This is a genomic window from Prolixibacteraceae bacterium, from assembly GCA_019720755.1.
Taxonomy (GTDB): domain Bacteria; phylum Bacteroidota; class Bacteroidia; order Bacteroidales; family Prolixibacteraceae; genus Halosquirtibacter; species Halosquirtibacter laminarini.
Genome location: CP081303.1, coordinates 2,485,184 through 2,504,145, shown reverse-complemented (window position 1 = coordinate 2,504,145; position 18,962 = coordinate 2,485,184). Strand labels below are relative to the sequence as shown.

The following is an 18,962-nucleotide window of genomic DNA, read 5'->3' as shown; positions in this document are numbered from 1 at the left end:
GTTTTACTTAATGAAGAAAGTTGTTTTTGTTACGACAGTATCTCAATCATTAGTGTTTTTTAATGGTGCTTGTAAAGTTCTACAAGATAGCTGCGATATTACTATGGTATCGAACTTTGAAGGTTGTACTTCAATTAAAAATAAGAAGAGTGTCGGCGAAAAGTATCATATTAAATTCCATCGTAGAATTAATTTGTTAGGTGATATCATTTCTTTATTTCAATTAATAATTCTATTAGTTCGATTAAAACCAGATATGATTCATTCGATGACTCCTAAAGCGGGTCTACTTTCAATGGTTGCTGGAAAATTTGCTAGAGTTCCAATCAGAATTCATACATTTACTGGATTGATTTTTCCTACTCAGACTGGGTTTAAAAGGCGCATTCTTGTTTTAATGGATCGAATTACTTGTATGTGTGCAACAAAAATAATTCCAGAAGGTAATGGAGTGAAAAATGATTTGTTAAATTCAAATATTACGAGTAAAGAGCTTCGCGTAGTTGGGAATGGTAATGTTTCTGGTATTGATACAGAGTTTTTTTCAAATTGTATTTTTTCGGATGACTTAAAAAATAGTTTGAAATGTAGATATAAAATTTCTAATGATGATATCGTTCTCGTTTTTGTTGGACGTTTGGTTGGTGATAAAGGTGTTAACGAGTTAGTTGAGTCTTTTGTTCTATTGTCTAAGAAACATTTGAATATTAAATTATTACTCGTGGGGCCTAGAGAATTAGAGGATCCTATTTCTTCTTCTACGATAAGTACTATTAATAATAGTCCTAATATCATTGAGGTTGGTTGGCAGAAAGATATTAGACCTTTTCTTGCTATTAGTGATATTTTTGTTTTACCAAGTTACCGAGAAGGTTTTCCAAACGCTGTATTACAAGCGGGTTCTATGGGTTTACCTTCAATTGTCACTGATATAAATGGATGTAATGAAATAATAGTTCATAATGAAAATGGTGTTATTGTTCCTGCAAAATCTGTTGATGCATTATCTAATGCTTGTGATAAATTAATAAATGATTTAAACTTGAGGAGTTACTTAGCTTCAAATTCGCGAAGAATGATCATAACAAGATTTGAACAAACTTTTGTAAGAAGTGAAATGCGAAAGATGTATGAAGAACAATTTGAGATAAATAATTAGGCAAATTCAGTCTTTATACTTTTAATTTTTCAGCTATTATCGTTTGTTATTTGCTAACATGATAGTGATTTATAATTAATATAATTCTATGTATCAAAAAAATGTTAAGCCAATTTTTGATTTTATTTTGGCATTAATCGGGTTGATATTGGCTAGTCCAATATTGTTATTTGCTACGATTGCATTGTTTTTTGCCAATAATGGCAAACCATTTTTTCTTCAAAAAAGACCTGGGCTGCATGGCAAACCATTTTTTATCATTAAGTTTAAGACAATGAATGATAAGAAAGGGGCTAATGGTGATTTGCTTTCTGATGCTGAACGATTAACTAAAATAGGTCATGTTGTTCGAAAATTGAGTATTGACGAATTGCCTCAGCTAATAAATGTTTTAAAAGGGGACATGAGTTTTATTGGTCCTCGTCCTTTGTTGATGGAGTATCTTCCTTTATATAATGAAGAACAGGCAAGAAGACATAATGTAAAACCTGGAATTTCTGGTTGGGCTCAAGTAAATGGTCGAAATGCTATTGGTTGGAATGAAAAATTTAAATTGGATGTGGAGTATGTTGATCATTGTTGTTTTAGCATAGATCTGAAGATATTTTTTTTGACAATAAAGAAAGTGTTTTATAGGGAAGATATAAGTTCAGAGACATCTAAAACGATGGAAGTTTTTAACGGAAACTAAAATTTTATTCTAAATAATATTCTTATGAAAATAGCTTTACTATTAAGTCATATTAGTCAATCAGGTGTTTCAACTAATACTTTAGATCTTGCAAGAGGATTAATCAAAGAAGGGGAACAAGTGGTTCTTATTACTTCTGGTTCAATGTATAATGAAAATAAGGAGATTGACAACTTGGTAAATAAGTTTAAAGATTTAGGAATACCAATTTATTATTTTGTTAATTCATCAAAGATCACAAGATTACGATGGTTAAAGATATTTATTGATTTCTATTCTTTTCTTCAGATTTCTCTTTTTTTATTAAAAGTAAAACCTGATATGGTACATGCATGCAGTCCCTATATGTCATTTATTCCTAAACTCCTTAGAATTAAGTTTGTAACAACTTTGCATATTCCAATTTTGAAACCCTGCTTTCGTTTGCCACAAGCTAATAGTATAATAACTATTAGTCGTGAAACACAAAAATATGCATTGACTGAACTTGATTATTGTTTAGAAAATACTAAAATGATATTACATGGTGTTGATGAAAAATTTGGTGTTAGATCAACTTCACATGAGATTGAAAATGTTTTATCAAAATTTAGCATTCCTTTAGATAAAATTTTAATAGGACTCGTCGGGACTATTGAACCAAGAAAAGGTCACGATATATTAGTTCAGGCAATTTCTTTTTTACCAAATGAATGTAAAACAAGAATTCATGTGGTTTTTCTGGGGTCTACGATTCATGGTGAAGATATAACTTGGTTAACAGATCAGATCAATGCAAATGACTTAAAGAAGAATATAACATTTGTTCCTTATAGAGACCCCAAAATTTTGTATGATGCATTTGATATCTGTGTTATGCCTTCAAGAATGGAGGCTTTTGGTCTTGTTGCTATTGAAGCTATGATGTCTGAATGTTGTACTATTCGTTCAAATACAGAGGGAGCTTATGATCAAATAATTGATGGTGTTGATGGTTTATTATTTGAAAATGAAGACAGTTTAGCACTTTCTAATATTCTAAAGAAGGTTATTTTAGATGCAGATTTAAGAACTAGTATTGCTAAGAAGGGAAAGATTAAAGCATTGGATTATTTTACGAAAGAGCGTATGGTTCGTGAAACTTTAGACCTTTACAAAAAAATATTAAATTAAATGAATATACTAATATCCTCCGCAGGTAGAAGAGTTTCTCTTGTTCGAGCATTTATGAATGAAATGAAAGCTTTGGGTGGTGCTGTAATCGCTACAGATATGAATCCAAAGTTCTCTTCTGCTTGCCAAGTTGCAGATAGGTCATTTGAAGTTCCTAGAGTTACTTCAGATAAGTTCGTAGCAAGTTTGCTTAAAATATGTAAGGATAATAATGTATCCATAGTGATACCAACCATAGATACAGAGCTGAATATTTTAGCTGATAATAGAGAACGATTCAAAGCTATTGGTGTGGATGTAATCGTTTCATCTGTGGATATTATTCGTCAATGTAGAGATAAAAGAAAGACTCACCAACTCTTTTCTCATTTAGGAATCTCTTTTGCAAAAGAATTTGCTCATGATGTTCCTGAATTTCCTCTTTTTATTAAACCAATTGATGGTAGTTGTAGTAAAGATTTATATTTCATCGAGAAACCAAATGATTTAACTCAAAGTCTGATTGAAAATGAGAAATTAATGTTTCTTGAATATATAGATCCGAAACGATACAAAGAATTTACTCTAGATTTGTATTTTACGAAAGATTCTCATCTAAAATGTGTCGTTCCTAGAGAACGAATTGAAGTAAGAAGTGGTGAAATAAATAAGGGGGTTACTAGAAGAAACTTTCTTGTCGATTATGTAAAAGAAAGAATGTCTTTAGTTCCTGGTATGATTGGCTGTATTACTTTACAGTTATTCTATAATGAGAAAAATAATGATGTGGTTGGTATTGAGATTAATCCTCGTTTTGGTGGAGGATATCCTCTTTCTTATGCCGCCGGTGCCAATTATCCTAAATGGATTATAGATGAATATTTAAACGGCAAATCATTGTCCTCTCCCTATTACGATGAATGGGAGGATAATTTATTAATGCTTCGGTATGATGATGAAATATTAGTTAAAGATGGCGGTTTGGGTTTTTGATTTAGACGATACGTTGTTTTCAGAGTATGATTTCCTTTGTTCTGGTTTTAGAGTTATATCTAATCATTTTAAAGAGTTTAAAAATGACAAAGTTTATCAAGAGATGATTCAGTGTTATAAGCGAAACGAAGATGTATTGGGTCTGCTTGATACAAAATACCCATGTGTGATTACAAAAGAACAGTTCTTATCTTTGTATCGCTTTCATCATCCTGATATAGAATTGAAAAGAGGTGTTTTGTCTTCTTTTGCCAAGATTAAAGAGATCGGAGGCAAGATTGCGATTATTACAGATGGAAGATCCAAAACCCAACGGAATAAAATCAAAGCATTGGGCATTAACTCTTTCATTGATAAACTAATTATCTCTGAAGAACTTGGTACAAGCAAACCTGACAAAGATAATTTCCTTTCTGTACAGAGTTCATTCACATCAGAAGATCACTTTACTTATGTTGGCGATAATATTCGAAAGGATTTTGTTACCCCTAATCGACTCGGTTGGAATACTATTGGTATTAGAGACGATGGCAACAATATTCATTCACAAAACGTTGATGTAAGTGATGAATACAAACCTCAAATATGGGTCGATAGTTTTGAAGAAATTGAAATAATCATTACGAATGAAAACTAAAATATGGCTCTCTTCACCCCATATGGGAGGAAAAGAGCAGGCATTTGTGCAAGATGCCTTTGATAAGAATTGGATTGCACCTCTTGGTCCTAATGTAAATGGTTTTGAAGAGGACCTTCAGAATTATAACCATATAAAGTCTGCTGCAGCACTGAGTGCTGGTACTGCTGCCCTACATTTAGCGATGATATTGCTAGGGGTAGGCCAAGGAGATGAGGTGATTGCTTCCTCTTTTACTTTCTCGGCTACAGTAAACCCTATTACGTATCTTGGAGCTACTCCTATTTTGGTGGATAGTGAAATAGATACATGGAATATGTCTCCTGAACTATTGGAAGTAGCTATTAAGGATCGTATTGCAAATGGAAAGAGACCTAAAGCGATTATGGTGGTTCACCTTTATGGCATGCCTGCTAAAATCGTGGAGATCCTTGAGGTTGCCAATCGATATGATATTCCTGTTATAGAGGATGCAGCAGAGGCATTAGGAAGTAAACTAAATGGTAAAGCGTTGGGAACTTTTGGGAAACTAGGAGTTTACTCTTTTAATGGAAATAAGATTATTACGACTTCTGGTGGTGGTGCTTTGGTCTCGGATGATGCTGAGATGATCTCGAAGTGTCGTTTCCTTTCTACCCAAGCTCGCGAAGCTGCGCCGCATTATCAACACACCCATATTGGATATAATTACCGTATGAGTAATATCGTGGCAGGTATTGGTCGTGGTCAGATGTTGGTGTTGGATGATCATATTGCATTGAGAAGAGCAAATCATGATTTCTATCTGAATCTATTTGATGGAATAGAAGGGGTAACTGTGTTTACTGAACCTGATGAATCCTATTTTTCTAACCATTGGCTCAGCTGTGTGACTATTCATCCAGAGAAGTGTCACGGGGTGACAAGAGAGACTTTAAGATTGGCAATGGAGAAGGAGAATATTGAGTGTCGCCCTTTATGGAAGCCTATGCATATGCAGCCTGTTTTTGCGGATTGTTCTTTTTATGGGGATGGTACTTCTGAAAGGTTGTTTGAGATTGGGTTGTGTTTGCCTTCTGGTTCTAATATGAGTGATGAAGAGAGAGAACGGATTGCTGAGGTGGTGAAAGCGGTGTTTGTTTAAAGGTATCTGAAGGTGCGAAGGAATGCTACCACAAAGTCGCGAAGGTACGAAGTTTTGATTGAAGAAGCGAAGGTGATGAGACACGTAGATTTATTGCCACAGATTGGACAGATTTGAAGAGATTGGCACAGATCTTTTTGATTGATTGTACGAAGGAGTTGGTACCACGAAGTTTAGGTTGAAGAGCTAAGGTGATGAGATACGAAGGTTTATTACCACAGATTGGCACCGATCTTTTTGGATTGAAGTGACGAAGTGAGTGAAACCACGATGATGCTAAGGAGTATAGCCACAGATTGTACGGATTTAAAGGATCAACACAGATTTTTTTTGATTGACACATCATGGGCAAAACAGATAGGTTCACAGCTACCAGACAACGTATTGAATATGGGATGTATTGCACGAGGTCTCGTGCAATCACGATGTCTCGTGCAATCACGATGTCCTTCGACATTTAGGTTGCTGAGCCCTTCGATAAACTCAGGAACCACTTGTCGAAGTGCAGGGACCTGATTGAAACAACGATTCTCAGGTGTCGTTGCAACGTTTAATGTCGCTTGAAGAATATTGACACTGATTGAAAATAGATTTGCATAATAGTACATCTAATGTCTGTTGAATTGTGGTGTTTGTTAGAATGAATTTATTATGGAGTGGATAGATAAAACATTATTAGATAAAGTTTGTGTGGAGGCGAAGGCGTCTCCACGAAAACGAATGAATTATAATTTTCATGATTCTTCGGATGCCAAACTTCAACGTATGTTGAATGCTTTGCAACCAGGTACTTACCTGCGCCCTCATAGACACCTTACCCCTGAAAAGGATGAGGTGTTTATTTTGTTAAGGGGTAAGATGGCCGTTTTCTTTTTCGATGATGAAGGAGATATGACCGATATGAAGGTGGTGGACCCTTTGAATGGTAAGTATGGGGTGGATATTCCTGCTGGTCAGTGGCATGGGTTACTTGTGCTAGAAGAGGATACTGTAATCTTTGAAGTGAAGCATGGTCCCTATGAGCCTTTGGATCCGAATGATTTTGCACCTTGGTCGCCTGCTGAAGGGGATGATGGAGTAGAGGAGTTTGTGGCTAGGCTGCAGGGTGTTGTAGATCAGGTTTTAGAAGATTGAAGATACAAAGGAATTGAACCACGAAGACGCTAAGACACTAAGTTTGGGTTGAAGTGACGAAGCCCTTCGAAAGGCTCAGGAACCAATTAGAGCCACAGATTGGACAGATTTGAAGGGATCAGCACAGATTTTTTTTATTGGATTGATGAAGGGATTGAACCGCGAAGTCACTAATGCACAAAGTTTGGATTGAAGTGACGAAGGGGATGAGGCACTAAGATTTTTGCCACAGATTGGACAGATTTGAAGGGATCGGCACAGATTTTTTTTATTGATATAATATGGCAAACACATGGGTTTGCAGCTACCATACAACATTTTGAATAACGTATGTATTGCACGAGGTCTCGTGCAATCACGAAGCGGGAGCTTCGCGGTTCACAGGTGTTGTAGCAACGATTTGGTGGATGAAGATTTTTGCCACAGATTAGACGGATTTTAAGGGATCGGCACAGATTTTGATGAAGGTACGAAGATAAATGGTACCACGAAGCCCTTCGATATTTAGGTTGCTGCATTTCGACAAGTGGTTCCTGAGTTTATCGAAGGGCTCAATAACCGTTTGTCGAAGTACAGGGACCTAATTAGTTTTAGTAGGTTGTATGTGGTTTAGAAATGATTTAAAGGGGTATGAAGGTTTTGTTTAGAAGATATTTTTTAGTTTTATGTGTTGCTATGGCTTGTCATTTGACAGCAATGGCACAATGGGATTTTTCTGCTGCTAGCTCCGTGATGGTGCAAGGGGATGGAGAAGGTCCGTTTTTTTTGTATAGTGGTAAGCGTGGTACGATTTTGGAAAATGATGCTGCGGTGACTCCCTATCTTTTCTTGGATGGCTCTTATTATCACTTTTCTCAGGATAGTACTTTTGCAGTGCATGGTTTGATTTCGACAGCGATGTCGTATCAAGATAGTGGTGCTAAATTTGCTTTGGATCAATATTTTGTTTCTGCCGATTACCTTTTTATGCGTCTTTCGATTGGGGCTGAAGCTCCAATGACTAGATATGGAGGCTTATCACCTACTAATGGCGATATGTTAATGAGTAATAATGCCCGACCTTATCCTAAGATTATGGGTTCTACCCGTGGTTATATCTCCCTTCCTTTTGGATGGTTGAAGGAGTGGTTTTCATGGTATGCAGAGTATGGTGAAGGACTTCTGAATGATGACCGTATTGTGGATGGGGTAAATCTGCACCAAAAGAAGTTGCATGGTAAGGTCATGACTCCATGGGGGCTCTCCCTTGAGGTGGGATTGGATGATTATATGATGTGGGGTGGCACCTCAGCAAATCCCAAGTATGGAGATATGACACCAACCTTTAAGGATTATCTCAATGGCGTGATGGGAAGAGCTGCTAGCAGTGACGGATTGATGACGGATCAGATGAATGTGGTTGGAAATCATATTGGTCAACATGTGTTCCGTATCAATTACCAAAATAGTGATTTTGAGGTGGAGGGATATTATCTGCATCTTTTTGAAGATGGTTCTGGAAAAGATTTTAAGAATTTCCCTGATGGTACTTGGGGACTTACTTGGCATCGAAAGAAAAAAGCATGGTTGGATCGAGCATTATTTGAGTTTTTTACTACCAAAGACCAGTCTGGGGATGTTTTTAACCAAGAAAAAGAGATCGGAGGTCGTGATAACTATTTTAATCATGGAGTATATAACTCTGGTTGGACCTATTATGGTCGTACTATCGGGACTCCCTTTATGGTTCCACGAGAGAGTGGAAATGGTTTTGCATCTAATCGTATGGAGGGATACTATCTAGGATTGCAAGGTCATTTGATGTCTAATTTGATTTGGGAGACTCGTTTTGCATATTGGCAACATTGGGGATGGAATTATGACAATCCTGATGTTTCTGCAAATGATCCTAATTATCCTAAGTCGCAACAGAGTTATGGTATTCGTATGATTTACTCGATGAATTCTAATTTTGTTTTTAGTGTAGATCTTGGTCTGGATCATGGTGAAGTGGTTGGAGATAGTAAAGGCGCTTTACTGACTGTTCAATATAATTTAGACTGATGTTGTCGATGTGAATAATTTTCTATAATGAGAATGTTTGCTTGGTGGAAAAAGTTTGTCTGGTCCTTTGTGGGGTTGGATAAACTTTTTTTTGTATGTCATTGATTGTGTTGGTGAAGGAAAGGCTTCATGATGTAGCAAAGATACGAAGGGATGGAACCACGAAGACGCTAAGGCTAGAAGATTATTGCCACAGATTGAACGGATTGGAAAGGATTTGGACAGATTTTTTTGTTGAAGAAATGATGGGCAAATACCACGAAGACGCTAAGGCTAGAAGATTATTGCCACAGATTGAACGGATTGGAAAGGATTTGGACAGATTTTTTTGTTGAAGAAATGATGGGCAAATACCACGAAGACGGGAAGACACAAAGGTTAGGTCTACAGATTAAAGGGTGGACACAGATTTTTGTTGTTGATGTATCATGGAAAACAAAACAAAGACGGGGAGGCACAAAGATTAGGTCCATAGATTAAAATGATGGGCACAGATTTTTTTATTGAAGAAATGATGGGGAAATTACCACTAAGTCGCGAAGGTGCGAAGCCCTTTGACAGGCTCAGGAACCAATAAGGACCACAGATTAAAAGGATGGGCACAGATTTTTTTGTTCAAGAAACGATGGGGAAAATACCACGAAGCCCCTCGACAGGGCTCAGGGACCTGATTGATAAAACGTATCCCATGGATTGTTGTAACGTTTTTGTCGCTTGAAGATTATTGCCACAGATTGGACAGATTTGAAGGATCAATACAGATTTTTTGGGTTGACACAATATGGGCAAACATATGGGTTTGTAGTTGCCATACAACAGATTGTAGCAACATTCCATAAATCGTATATGAAACTTATTTTGTTTTTTTATACTATCCTTTATCCTTTTGCGTTTATTGTTTCGATGTTAGAGGCTATGTTGGTCTCTGTGTTTCTAATGATGTTTTATTGAATTGATTTTTTATGTCTTTACGGACTTTTTTATTTTCTTTTGTGGTGTTTATGCAGATGGGCTTCTCTTTTGTTTTTGCACAATCGTCGGAAGAGGCTCCTCCTGAGCTTCTTTTATGGGATGCTTATCGATATGTAAATATTCGTGATTTTCGTGCTCCTCCTGCTAAGACAGAGGCTGCATTTATCTCGAAAGGGGATTATCAGGTGGAGGATCATACGACCTTATGGGCGATTTTGTTTAAAAGAAATTTAAACGCTTATATTGCTGCGACGATGGATCCTTCCCAGTCTTGGATTCAACGTCGAGGGAAGGATATTGGTTTGGCTCTGAAATATGAACAAACCGTATTTAATTATTATGAGGTGGCTGCTCGTAAAGTAAGAAAGCGCTATAGAGAACATTCTCGATGGAAACTTCTTTTTGGTGACAAACAGGAGATCTGGGACGAGGAGTTGGAGTGGCTCCATGAACAGATCTATAACTATCGTATCACTTCCAATTATGGAACAGGAAACTACCAGCAGTTGCGTTGGTCGTTTCAAGCCAAACAGTCATTGCAAGAGTTGGAAGCTTTTGCTTTGGATGCAAAGATTGATAGGGAGGGTTTGCGCGAGAAAAGAAGGCAAAAAAGAGTGGTGAAAAGAGAAAAAAGAAAAGAAGCTCGTCAACTTAAACGTGAATATAAAGAGGCACAAAAGGCTCTCGACGAAGCTGACGAAAATTAGTCTATGGCTTCTTCTCATGCAATTATTGTACTGTAGTTGTACGAAAAGTGTTAAATAAGGCTTATTTGTTGTCGTGTTATGTTAATTGTTTTATTTTTGTTTGTTACTTGCGACATAATTTAAAAGACCCGTGTTGTATAATTACGATAATTTTACTAATTTTAAAATATTCCCTTTGATGACATCTTTATGTCATTTGTCAATGCTTAATAATGGGGGAACTTTAAGTTGTTTAACCTCTACTTGATTATGAAAAAGAAATTGCATTTATTGATGCGAGATCGCTTTGTATCCCGATTACTTATATTTGGGATCGATCTTATTTTGGTGCTTTTGTCCTTCTTGTTTGTTCATTTCTTGCTTGTTTGGCGAATGAAGACAAATATGCCTATCTCTTCCTTGTTGGTCTTAATATCAGTCGTAATGGCTGCTTATGGTGGAATGTTCTATCTTCTAAAGCCTTATCGTGGAGTGGTTCGACAGAGTACTTTCCGTGATATCACGATGGTTTTTATCTCTACTATCTGTGCTTGTCTCTTTTTAGGAGTGGTGAACTTCATTAGTAAAGGTGCTATGTCTCACTATATGTGGACAAACACCCACCTGTTTATGCATGCTACATTGACTTTTCTGGTTCTTTTTATGTGGCGTTTGGCTATTAAATTGTTCTTTTTTTATGCCTTAGATATGCGCCCTAAGAAAAATGTTTCTAATGTGGTAATTTATGGTGCAGGTAAATTTGGGCAAACGACCTTGGAAGTTTTAAAACGATCATATAAACCTCACTATAGGATTATCGGTTTCTTGGATGATAACTTGACGCTGAAAAATAAAAGTGTTCAGAATGTCCCTGTTTTGGGTGGCATTGAGCAAGCAGAGAGACTCAATAAACTTGGTGTTACTGAGGTGGTCTTGGCAATCAACTCCAAAAACCTTTCTCGTGAGATGAAGCAACAGATCTCTTCTGCGATGATGCACTATAACCTGCAAGTGAAGATCGCTCCAGAGACGGAGACGTGGATTGATGGTACTTTCAAACCGAATCAGATTAAAAATATTGAGATTAAAGACCTTCTATCTAGAAACTCTATTAAGATGGATATGGATCAAATCGGGGAGGGTATTTCTGGTAAAACAGTGATGGTTACTGGTGCTGCGGGTTCTATTGGATCTGAAATTGTGCGTCAGTTGACTCGTTTTGATGTGAAACGTCTTGTTCTGATTGATCAAGCAGAGAGTGCATTGTATGATGTGCAGCAGGAGCTAAAGCAGCTGAAAAGCGATTTGGATTTGGTTTGTATTGTGGCTGACGTTTCTAATGCTTTTCGAATGAAGGCTATATTCGTCGAAAATAAACCACAAGTGTTATTTAATGCAGCAGCTTATAAGCATGTCCCTCTCATGGAGGAGAATCCATATGAGGCGATCCGTGTAAATATCGGTGGTTGTCGTGTGCTTTCAGAGTTGGCGGTAACCCATAAGGTGGAGAAGTTTGTGATGGTATCCACTGATAAAGCAGTGAATCCAACGAATGTGATGGGTGCTTCGAAACGTATTTGTGAGATGTATGTTCAAGCTTTGGCTAAGAGGGGAGATCATCAAACGTCGTTTATCACTACACGTTTTGGTAATGTGCTGGGGTCTAATGGTTCTGTCGTACCTCTGTTTAAGAAGCAGATTGCTGCAGGGGGGCCTGTGACGGTAACACATAAAGATATTACTCGTTATTTTATGACGATTCCTGAGGCTTGTCAGTTGGTTTTAGAGGCTGGATTTATGGGTAAAGGTGGAGAGATATTCCTTTTCGATATGGGTAAACCTGTGAAGATCTATAGTATGGCTCGTAAAATGATTCGTTTGAGTGGTTTTGAACCAGATGTAGATATTCAGATCAAAGTGACTGGTTTGCGTGATGGGGAGAAACTTTATGAAGAGCTTTTGGCTAATGAGGAGAATACGACTCCTACATACCATGATAAGATTATGATTGCGGATGTTCGTGAGGTGTCTTATGATTATGTGTCTCATGAAGTGAAAGAGATGATTAGTCAATTGGAGCTAGAGTCTAATATGGCTTTGGTAGCTCGTATGAAACTGTTGGTTCCTGAGTTTAAATCGAACCATTCTCAATATTGTGCTTTGGATAGTAATCCTATTGTTACTGCAACACAAAAAGTGAATGATTCTGAATCGGTGATTGAGGCTTAACGTAGAGTTTCGTTTTATTTGTCGAGTAGATTTATTTTGCTTTTATTAGATAAATAGTATTAAAAGATGGCTTCAGTCGTGAGTCATCTTTTTTTGTTTGTGGATAAATTAGATGCTGTGGGGGCTAGTATTGTGATCATATCGAAGTGACAACACCTGGGAGGTAGGAAGCTCCTGCTTCCGTCGGTTACTTCAACCTAATGGATATTGCTGATATTACGAGTATTGCACGAGGTCTCGTGCAATCACGAAGCGGGAGCTTCGCGGCTCCCAGGTGTTGAAGCAACATTCGTTTAAGCAATATTGCGTCGTATCAACAATGATGTATCAATATTCGTTGTATCAACATATCGAAGCGACAACACCTGGGAGTTAGGAAGCTCCTGCTTCCGTTTGATGGGGCATCATATTGGAAAATAATGTCGTTGTGAATATTGCACGAAGTCTCGTGCAATCACGAAGCGGGAGCTTCGCGGCTCCCAGGTGTTGAAGCAACATTTCGATGCAGCAATATTGCGTTGTATCAACAATGATGTATCAACATATCGAAGCGGGAGCTTCGCGGCTCCTAGGTGTTGAAGTAACAATCATTGACGTAATCTGATGATCAAACAACAAGGATGGACACCTCATGGCAAACGCATGGGTTTGTAGCTATTGATGCATTAACAAATTAATACCACAATGATGGTTCGTGGTATAAAAAAAGGCGAGGATCATAAATCTTCGCCTTTTTAAGTATAATCATTATGATCTTCTTGTTAGAAGAAATATGCCATCGATAGTGTGACACGGTTGTTTGCTACAGTAGAACTGTTTTGCACTTTTCCTTTGTTTGCATAGTCGAAGGTTCCATAAGCTGCTACGGTGTATTCATACTCTGTAGCCAACTGTAGGTTCTTGACACGATAGTATACTGCTGGAGAGATTCTATAACTATAGTCCACATCTTGGTATTTTGCATATACACCTTGGTGTTCTCCTTGAAGAATGTTGTCATCGTATTCAAGGTTTTTCATATAACCTCCGAATAGTGCCATCTTCAGTTTTGGCGTGAAGTTGTAGAACATCTCTACGAATCCATTGGCATTATAACTTTGAGTATAGGTTATTTTACCAGTGTTTTCGTCTACAGAAGAGACTGCATATCCTCCTCCTAATGTCTGGTCGCTCATGTTTTGTCCATATAGTGCTTTGGCTTTGATCTCGAAGTTTCCTGAGGTAAGATCGGCATAAGCCATAAATCTATTGGAGTAGATAAGATCTGTCGACTTATATTTGTTACCATTAAATTCTGTATATAGGTTAGGTTGAAGCACCAAAAGGTCATATGCAAGACCAGCCTTGAAGTTTTTGCTTTCTGTCTTAAGCAAGAAGTTCATGTTTGGAATGGCTGCATTCTGTTGGTATTTTGGACTCTTTCCATCAGGACCTACACTTGAGTATTGGCTTTGATAGACCGCTGTAGCTTGTAGCTTAAGGTGGTCTGTTAAGTTTTGTGTGAAACGAATCTGTGGTGCTCTACTAAATGGTTGGTAAGGAATACCAGTATTCAGGTTTAGTACCACTGGAAAAGTAGAGGTTACAAAAAGTGGGTGCCATGAACGTCCTACAAGAAGAGAGCTCTTGGTCCAGTCTAACTTTACGTATGCGTGACGGAAACGTAGAATGTTATTGGTTCCTGCAGGACCTGTACTTCCAATGGCATCAAATTCAAATAGGCCACTTGTCTTTGCATTGAATACATCTGGTCCTGTAATCTTAAAACTAAGTCTTGAAAATAGACTTAACTCTCTTGCTGATCCTTGCGCATTGATATCCTCCCCGTTGGCATCAAGCTCTGGTTTTTTTGGTAAAACAGAATACATCCCCTCTAATGCTGTTACCGACTGTCTTGAATCTCCAATAAAATCTGTCCTAATAAAACCGTGGATAGCCACCTTAGGCTTGGTTTGTTTTTCTTGCCCCCACCCAATCATAGGCAGTAAGATGGCAAACAATAGAAATGTTCTTTTCATAAATTAAATACTTTGTGACGTTGATTGATTTGCATGTTTTTTCCAAACGGACACAAAGAAAATGCTTTCCTATATATTACGAAATCGTTTTGTTCATAAAATAGGAATTAATTCAACTCTTTTGCAATTTTCTTTCTTCCTAAAGATATCAAATCCAACATAATATATTTATCGGTTCTTTCCATTATTTTGTAATATATGGTTATGAAACACTTTTTTTTATGTATAATGTCACCTTTTTGTGCTCTTTCGCGTAGGAAAGAGTTTGTTTCTTCTCCAATAATACGGGATAATTGATTAATTTTGTAGCATGAAATCGCGTTTTATTATCGGCATGGAAGCGATCATTTTAGTTATGAAATAAACTCTATAAATATATAATGGCACAAAAACCATCCATTCCAAAAGGAACAAGAGATTTTGGACCAGAACAGATGTCCAAGAGAAATTATATTTTTGATACCATTCGTTCGGTATTTAAACTTTACGGATTTCAACCTATTGAGACTCCTGCGATGGAGAATCTTTCCACTTTGATGGGAAAATATGGCGAAGAGGGAGATAAGTTGTTGTTTAAGGTATTGAACTCTGGTGACTTTACTAAGAAGGTCTCTGATGAGGATTTCTCGCAACGCCATATCCCTAAGTTGACCAATAAGGTTAGTGAGAAGGGATTACGTTATGACCTTACTGTTCCTTTTGCTCGTTATGTGGTGCAACATCGTAATGAGATTAGTTTCCCTTTTAAGAGATTTCAAATTCAACCGGTTTGGCGTGCGGATAGACCTCAAAGAGGACGTTACCGCGAGTTCTATCAATGCGATGTGGATGTGGTTGGTAGTGACTCTTTAATGAATGAGGTGGAGTTGATCCAGATTGTGGATGAGGTATATCACCGTCTTGGGATTAATACTGTTATCAAATTAAACAACCGAAAGGTGCTTGCTGGTATCGCAGAAACTATTGGTGCGGCGGACCGTATAATCGATATTACTGTTGCCATTGATAAGCTAGATAAGATTGGTCTTGAGAATGTTAACAAGGAGCTTGTAGAGAAGGGGATCGCAGAAGAGGCAGTAGAGAAGCTGCAGCCTATTTTAATGCTTTCTGGTTCTAATGAGGAGAAGTTATCGCAAATAGAGATGGTGATTGCTGCTTCGGAAGTGGGTATGAAAGGAGTTGAGGAACTTCGTGAGATCTTTAGTTATCTTACTCATTTTGATTTAGATGTAGAGGTTGAGCTTGACTTGACTCTTGCAAGAGGACTGAACTACTATACTGGCGCAATTTTCGAAGTGAAAGCCAAAGATGCTGTTATGGGATCTATTACAGGTGGTGGTCGTTATGATGACCTTACTGGTATCTTCGGATTGAAAGATGTATCAGGGGTAGGTATCTCTTTTGGTGCTGACCGTATCTATGATGTGATGGAGTCATTGGATCTTTTCCCTAAAGAGAGTATCACTACAACTCAAGTTTTCTTTGTGAACTTCGGTAAGGCGGAAGAGAACTATTGTTTACCAATTCTCTCGAAGCTTCGTAAAGCGGGTATTTCTAGTGAGATTTTTGGTACTAGTGCTAAGATGAAGAAGCAGATGACTTATGCCAATGCGAAAGGCATCCCATTTGTGGTCTTGGTTGGTGAGAGCGAGATGGAAGCAGGAATGGTTACATTGAAAAACATGGAGAGTGGAGAGCAGAAGCAGATCACTCCTGAACAGTTGGTGGAAGTGTTGTCTTCGAAATAGAAGGTAAACTAGATATACAAAATAGGGGAGTCCATTTAAGGATTCCCCTATTTTCTTTTTATAGAGTGAGCTTTTGTCCATCTAATGGTATGTATATATTTTTCACCTCCTGCTCTTTCACCTTAGTCTTTAACGTAGTTCGACTCTCTAAACAGTGGTCTAAGGCATCTAGATGTACTGCGATTATTTTGGCATCAGGAACTTGTTTGGCGATCTCTATCGTATCGTCTCCATTCATTAATATCTGATGTTCTCCCAAATATATGGCCCCTCCAGAGTGAGTAATGATGATTTTAGGATTGTATTTGTGTATATTCTTTCGAATTTGGTTGTCTAGGATACAGTCGCCTACCCAATAGAGTGTTTCATATCCTGGTGCTTCCAAAACAAATCCTACGACCTCACCTAGTTGGTCCTTTAGCTCGTCGACTCCATGTTTTCCTCCTGTCTTGGTAAATCTAATCCCTCTCCATGTGGTCGAATCTTCTATGCCTATCACTTCAATAAATCCCATCTCTTTGATGGCATTACTATCGTCCTTGCTACAAACGATTGGGAGTGTTTTGGGCAATACCTCCATCGCCTTTGCATCAAAATGATCTGGATGGAGATGTGATATCAATACCATATCTATCCCTTCAATAATCCTATCTAATGGCATCGGAAGATCTACAGTAGGGTTCAGGTTTTGTTCTGGGGTCACAAAAGACATAAAAGTTGCTTTATCTGAAAGCATAGGGTCTGTTAAGATATGAATACCAAAATGTTTGATTCTCATAGTGGCATTGCGGTATAAGGTAACCTCTATAGGGTGTTTTTTTATCGCTGATTGTTTCATCGTTATAATAATTTATCGTTTCCATATGAACAATGCAGCAAATCATATTGTTTGATAAGGTGTTCAATGAGTAAACGAAAATAACTTTGATGAATGAGAAAAACATGAGAGTCTATTCTATCGTTTCTCTTAAAGCATACTATGTCTTGTAACAGGTTAAAAATTATTAATGATGAAACGACGTATTTGTATCTATTCTTTCATAGTTCTCTTCGGGCTACTTCTTTTTGCAAGTTGTGATGATCGAGGACCGGAAACCATCAGTGATTATGATGTTGTCTATACGAATTATGACAACAAAGAGGATTTCTCGAAAGTGAAAACATATCATATGCCAGATTCGGTGGTTTTTATTCTCTCAAAAGATGATTACGGAGTGGTCAATCATAACTATGATCAGACTCTCTTGGAAAGTGTTAAGAGTAACCTAGATGCTCTCGGATGGACTGAAGTGCCTTATGAAGATTTGGGTACTGTAGAACCAGATGTGTTTGTTACTGTCTCAGCAATCACTGCTACTTGGGTTCAACAGTATTGGTATGATGATTGGTGGGATTACTGGGATTGGTATCCTTTCTATCCTGATTGGGGATGGGGCCCAGGTTATTATCCATGGTTTGGATATCCTGTCTATTACACTACATATGACACAGGTACAGTATTTATTGAGATGACCGATCCTTCAAAAACTGACCAAAACAAGAAACAGATCCCTGTTATTTGGGTCGGTGCAATTAATGGACTACTGGAAGGAAGTCAAGTAAATCAGCGAATCCAAAAGAATGTGGATCAAGCTTTTTATCAGTCTCCTTACCTTAAAGGGGATATCAATTAAGGGATATAATAAAAAAAAATGAAAGTATGAAAAAGTTAACTCTTATACTAGTTGTGTCCCTCTTCTCTTTTATTGGGGTGGTTCAGGCACAAACCTATGCGGACACACAAGCCTATAGTTTGAATGAAGATACTGGGAATCTGTTTTTTATTGATTATACTATTGCATTCCCTTCTAAGAATATCTCCGATTTTGTAGACCCTACAAGTTATAGAGGCTTCTCTATGGACTTTAGACATCTGCTGTCGGACAATTTTTCTGTTGGTTTCACTACTGGTTTCCAAAGTTTCTATGAAGATAAAGGGGTCAAGGATACTTATATGAATGATGCTACGCTGCATGGTCACACATATCACTATCTCTATAGTGTGCCGATCTTTGTTAATGGGCACTATTATATGAATATGGATGGGAAACTAAAGCCTTTCGTGGGAATTGGTATTGGTACGATCTATAATAATATGGAGACTCGTGTTGGTGGTATCTCTGAAGATAATAAGTATTGGCAGTTTGCAATTGCTCCTGAGATCGGGCTGATGTATAAGGTAAATGATTATATGGGTGCTCAAGTTAGAGGAACTGCTGATATGGCTTTTGAGTCTGGAGATTATGACTCAGGAACTTATTATAGACTTCATATCGGTTTATACTACAATTTCTAAGATTATTTTCTGGTTTTTTATATAAATATGTTTAGGAGTTATCCCTTTTTATGAAGGATAACT

At 37.5% G+C, this 18,962-nt stretch carries 16 protein-coding genes; 13 read left to right on the top strand and 3 right to left on the bottom strand.

Features of this window, described 5'->3' with window-relative positions:
* The first annotated feature begins 10 nt into the window (after positions 1-10).
* The 6 genes from K4L44_09780 (at position 11) to K4L44_09755 (ending at position 5,734) form a co-directional block, all read left to right on the top strand.
* Positions 11-1,159, top strand: a complete 1,149-nt coding sequence (locus K4L44_09780; GenBank protein QZE12877.1) for a glycosyltransferase family 4 protein — start codon at positions 11-13, stop codon at positions 1,157-1,159.
* 88 nt (positions 1,160-1,247) lie between these two features.
* Positions 1,248-1,850 carry a sugar transferase gene (locus K4L44_09775; GenBank protein QZE12876.1) on the top strand — a complete coding sequence of 201 codons (603 nt, stop codon included), beginning with the start codon at positions 1,248-1,250 and terminating at the stop codon, positions 1,848-1,850.
* 24 nt (positions 1,851-1,874) lie between these two features.
* Entirely contained in the window at positions 1,875-3,002 is a 1,128-nt protein-coding gene (locus K4L44_09770; GenBank protein QZE12875.1) for a glycosyltransferase family 4 protein, read from the top strand.
* Complete coding sequence (locus K4L44_09765; GenBank protein ID QZE12874.1) at positions 3,003-3,974, top strand: ATP-grasp domain-containing protein; 972 nt, start codon at positions 3,003-3,005, stop codon at positions 3,972-3,974. It abuts the gene before it with no gap.
* On the top strand, positions 3,955-4,611 hold the full coding sequence (locus K4L44_09760; GenBank protein ID QZE12873.1) for an HAD family hydrolase: 657 nt from the start codon (positions 3,955-3,957) through the stop codon (positions 4,609-4,611). The genes K4L44_09765 and K4L44_09760 overlap by 20 nt, the downstream gene beginning before the upstream one ends.
* Positions 4,601-5,734, top strand: a complete 1,134-nt coding sequence (locus K4L44_09755; protein QZE12872.1) for a DegT/DnrJ/EryC1/StrS family aminotransferase — start codon at positions 4,601-4,603, stop codon at positions 5,732-5,734. Before K4L44_09760 ends, K4L44_09755 begins: the two co-directional genes overlap by 11 nt.
* Before the next feature lie 314 nt (positions 5,735-6,048).
* Here the strand turns inward: K4L44_09755 and K4L44_09750 are convergent, their stop codons facing one another.
* On the bottom strand, positions 6,049-6,342 hold the full coding sequence (locus K4L44_09750) for a hypothetical protein (GenBank protein ID QZE12871.1): 294 nt from the start codon (positions 6,340-6,342) through the stop codon (positions 6,049-6,051).
* Positions 6,343-6,385: 43 nt separating this feature from the next.
* On the opposite strand from K4L44_09750, the gene K4L44_09745 reads away from it, so the two are divergent.
* The 4 genes from K4L44_09745 (at position 6,386) to K4L44_09730 (ending at position 12,798) form a co-directional block, all read left to right on the top strand.
* Positions 6,386-6,868: a WbuC family cupin fold metalloprotein gene (locus tag K4L44_09745; GenBank protein QZE12870.1), complete on the top strand. Its 483-nt coding sequence runs from the start codon at positions 6,386-6,388 to the stop codon at positions 6,866-6,868.
* 675 nt (positions 6,869-7,543) lie between these two features.
* Complete coding sequence (locus K4L44_09740) at positions 7,544-8,911, top strand: capsule assembly Wzi family protein (protein QZE12869.1); 1,368 nt, start codon at positions 7,544-7,546, stop codon at positions 8,909-8,911.
* Between the two features lie 962 nt (positions 8,912-9,873).
* Positions 9,874-10,590, top strand: coding sequence for a hypothetical protein (locus K4L44_09735; protein ID QZE12868.1), 717 nt, complete (start codon positions 9,874-9,876; stop codon positions 10,588-10,590).
* Between the two features lie 249 nt (positions 10,591-10,839).
* A complete protein-coding gene (locus K4L44_09730; protein ID QZE12867.1) occupies positions 10,840-12,798 on the top strand; it encodes a polysaccharide biosynthesis protein in 1,959 nt (652 codons plus the stop codon).
* 761 nt (positions 12,799-13,559) lie between these two features.
* Here K4L44_09730 and K4L44_09725 read toward each other — a convergent pair.
* On the bottom strand, positions 13,560-14,816 hold the full coding sequence (locus K4L44_09725; protein QZE12866.1) for a hypothetical protein: 1,257 nt from the start codon (positions 14,814-14,816) through the stop codon (positions 13,560-13,562).
* Between the two features lie 380 nt (positions 14,817-15,196).
* On the opposite strand from K4L44_09725, the gene hisS reads away from it, so the two are divergent.
* Positions 15,197-16,564: a histidine--tRNA ligase gene (gene hisS / locus K4L44_09720; protein QZE12865.1), complete on the top strand. Its 1,368-nt coding sequence runs from the start codon at positions 15,197-15,199 to the stop codon at positions 16,562-16,564.
* A 58-nt stretch (positions 16,565-16,622) separates the two neighbouring features.
* Here hisS and K4L44_09715 read toward each other — a convergent pair whose 3' ends face one another.
* Positions 16,623-17,402, bottom strand: coding sequence for an MBL fold metallo-hydrolase (locus K4L44_09715; protein ID QZE12864.1), 780 nt, complete (start codon positions 17,400-17,402; stop codon positions 16,623-16,625).
* A gap of 172 nt (positions 17,403-17,574) precedes the next feature.
* Between K4L44_09715 and K4L44_09710 the strand changes: the two genes are divergently transcribed.
* The gene (locus tag K4L44_09710) at positions 17,575-18,237 is read left to right on the top strand and encodes a DUF4136 domain-containing protein (GenBank protein ID QZE12863.1); all 663 of its coding nucleotides are present in this window, start codon (positions 17,575-17,577) and stop codon (positions 18,235-18,237) included.
* 26 nt (positions 18,238-18,263) lie between these two features.
* The gene (locus K4L44_09705) at positions 18,264-18,899 is read left to right on the top strand and encodes a hypothetical protein (protein ID QZE12862.1); all 636 of its coding nucleotides are present in this window, start codon (positions 18,264-18,266) and stop codon (positions 18,897-18,899) included.
* Positions 18,900-18,962 lie beyond the last annotated feature (63 nt).

Excerpts from the sequence above, each read along its gene's own strand:
- K4L44_09780 (QZE12877.1), top strand. The coding sequence starts at position 11 with ATGAAGAAAGTTGTTTTTGTTACGACAGTATCTCAATCATTAGTGTTT.
- K4L44_09775 (QZE12876.1), top strand. The coding sequence starts at position 1,248 with ATGTATCAAAAAAATGTTAAGCCAATTTTTGATTTTATTTTGGCATTA.
- K4L44_09770 (QZE12875.1), top strand. The coding sequence starts at position 1,875 with ATGAAAATAGCTTTACTATTAAGTCATATTAGTCAATCAGGTGTTTCA.
- K4L44_09765 (QZE12874.1), top strand. The coding sequence starts at position 3,003 with ATGAATATACTAATATCCTCCGCAGGTAGAAGAGTTTCTCTTGTTCGA.
- K4L44_09760 (QZE12873.1), top strand. The coding sequence starts at position 3,955 with ATGGCGGTTTGGGTTTTTGATTTAGACGATACGTTGTTTTCAGAGTAT.
- K4L44_09755 (QZE12872.1), top strand. The coding sequence starts at position 4,601 with ATGAAAACTAAAATATGGCTCTCTTCACCCCATATGGGAGGAAAAGAG.
- K4L44_09750 (QZE12871.1), bottom strand. The coding sequence starts at position 6,342 with ATGTACTATTATGCAAATCTATTTTCAATCAGTGTCAATATTCTTCAA.
- K4L44_09745 (QZE12870.1), top strand. The coding sequence starts at position 6,386 with ATGGAGTGGATAGATAAAACATTATTAGATAAAGTTTGTGTGGAGGCG.
- K4L44_09740 (QZE12869.1), top strand. The coding sequence starts at position 7,544 with ATGGCTTGTCATTTGACAGCAATGGCACAATGGGATTTTTCTGCTGCT.
- K4L44_09735 (QZE12868.1), top strand. The coding sequence starts at position 9,874 with ATGTCTTTACGGACTTTTTTATTTTCTTTTGTGGTGTTTATGCAGATG.
- K4L44_09730 (QZE12867.1), top strand. The coding sequence starts at position 10,840 with ATGAAAAAGAAATTGCATTTATTGATGCGAGATCGCTTTGTATCCCGA.
- K4L44_09725 (QZE12866.1), bottom strand. The coding sequence starts at position 14,816 with ATGAAAAGAACATTTCTATTGTTTGCCATCTTACTGCCTATGATTGGG.
- hisS (QZE12865.1), top strand. The coding sequence starts at position 15,197 with ATGGCACAAAAACCATCCATTCCAAAAGGAACAAGAGATTTTGGACCA.
- K4L44_09715 (QZE12864.1), bottom strand. The coding sequence starts at position 17,402 with ATGAAACAATCAGCGATAAAAAAACACCCTATAGAGGTTACCTTATAC.
- K4L44_09710 (QZE12863.1), top strand. The coding sequence starts at position 17,575 with ATGAAACGACGTATTTGTATCTATTCTTTCATAGTTCTCTTCGGGCTA.
- K4L44_09705 (QZE12862.1), top strand. The coding sequence starts at position 18,264 with ATGAAAAAGTTAACTCTTATACTAGTTGTGTCCCTCTTCTCTTTTATT.